The sequence below is a fragment of the Candidatus Thiosymbion oneisti genome, assembly GCF_004359955.1.
Classification (GTDB): domain Bacteria; phylum Pseudomonadota; class Gammaproteobacteria; order Chromatiales; family Chromatiaceae; genus Thiosymbion; species Thiosymbion oneisti.
Genome location: NZ_SMSC01000083.1, coordinates 1 through 1,377, shown reverse-complemented (window position 1 = coordinate 1,377; position 1,377 = coordinate 1). Strand labels below are relative to the sequence as shown.

Genomic DNA, 1,377 nt, shown 5'->3' with positions numbered 1-1,377 from the left:
CACAATCTATAATTTTAGCAAGAAATAACCCAAGAACGAATATAACAGCAATTGATATATCATCATCTTCTATTAAAGATCTGAAAGATTGGCTAAAGAAAAAGGAATCAATAATGTTTCATTTCAACAAGGAGACATACTTGATCTCCCTTTTGAGTCAGCATCGTTTGATCACATTTTTGGCAGCTTTATTGTTTCAGGACGCTAGTCCAAAACTATGCACTTTAGTGCAAGGCTTTAGCTGCTACACAGGTATTCTCTCATGCCGCTAATGAGTGATCGAAGAAGCGGTAATCAGACGGTCTCTTCAAAGCGAATTTCCGACGCTAAAAAACGATCCTGGGGAAAACACGTTTGAGCGATCGGATCGGGTGCCAGAACAACAGGAAATAAGGTAGATGGCAGGGTTCAGGAAGCGTTGGAACATCCTCGTCCTCTTTCTCGCATAGATGCAGGAAACCTGATCCTCGGATGATCCCGGACTTTCAGTCCAGGAGCAACCTATGCACTTTAGTGCATAGTGGTCAGGAGCAACCTATGCACTTTAGTGCATAGTGGTTGAGTCTTGAGCATTTGGCTGAACCAATGAATGCGTTGACGAATATCAAAAGGCTGCTCAAAACATCTGGCACAATTCGATTTATTGAAGGCGATCATGATTCAGCTCATTTTTACCCCGATAGCGATCATGCGAAAAAGGTAATTCAATGTCAAGTGGATGTACAAAAAATGACAGGTGGCAATGCAAATATAGGTCGAGAACTTTATCCTCTTTTGACAAGAGCCGGATTTATTTCAATAAAAGTAACGCCTTTACCTATTTATACCGATTCTGATTTTTTAAAATTTGCTCAGAATTTTGTTAGAAGCATATATGTTCCCATGATTGAGGAGATACGCAACTTAGCTATTGAAACAGGCATAATTGATCACGAAACTTTTGATAGAGGCATTGCAGACCTATATAAAACAGCGTATCCTGGCGGAACTTTCTGTTTTACCTTTTATTCAGCAGTTGCAGAACTGCCGCCGTAGGGCCGGAACGATAAGTAGGGGACAAACCACTATTTAATTCTAACTTTATTTTAAGTCGGAATTTAGCCCGCGTAGGCTGAGCAGCACATGAGATCCCCGATCCCATGCCCCATGACGTTCGTGCTGTTATCCCAGGCGGTACCTGCTTCTTCACTGTGGCCTGACTGGAACGGCGCCGTCGTTTGCTCACCGAACAGGTTAGTATCCTGCGTCATGTTTTTGCTGAGGGACGCAAGAAGCAACCTTTTACCATTGATGCTGCCGTCGTACTTCCGGACCATCGACAGGGCATTAAATGGCGATTTTCCCACGCCATCCCTAGCGGCAAACGCTTAAGCGCCG

The 1,377-nt window shown here is 43.4% G+C and carries 2 protein-coding genes; both read left to right on the top strand.

Annotated elements, in window-relative coordinates; translation table 11 throughout:
• Positions 1–272: hypothetical protein (locus E1958_RS21500; RefSeq protein ID WP_243725310.1), on the top strand; the 272-nt coding region annotated here is incomplete at its 5' end.
• Between the two features lie 286 nt (positions 273–558).
• Positions 559–1,035 carry a methyltransferase domain-containing protein gene (locus E1958_RS19480; RefSeq protein ID WP_133513349.1) on the top strand — a complete coding sequence of 159 codons (477 nt, stop codon included), beginning with the start codon at positions 559–561 and terminating at the stop codon, positions 1,033–1,035.
• Positions 1,036–1,377 lie beyond the last annotated feature (342 nt).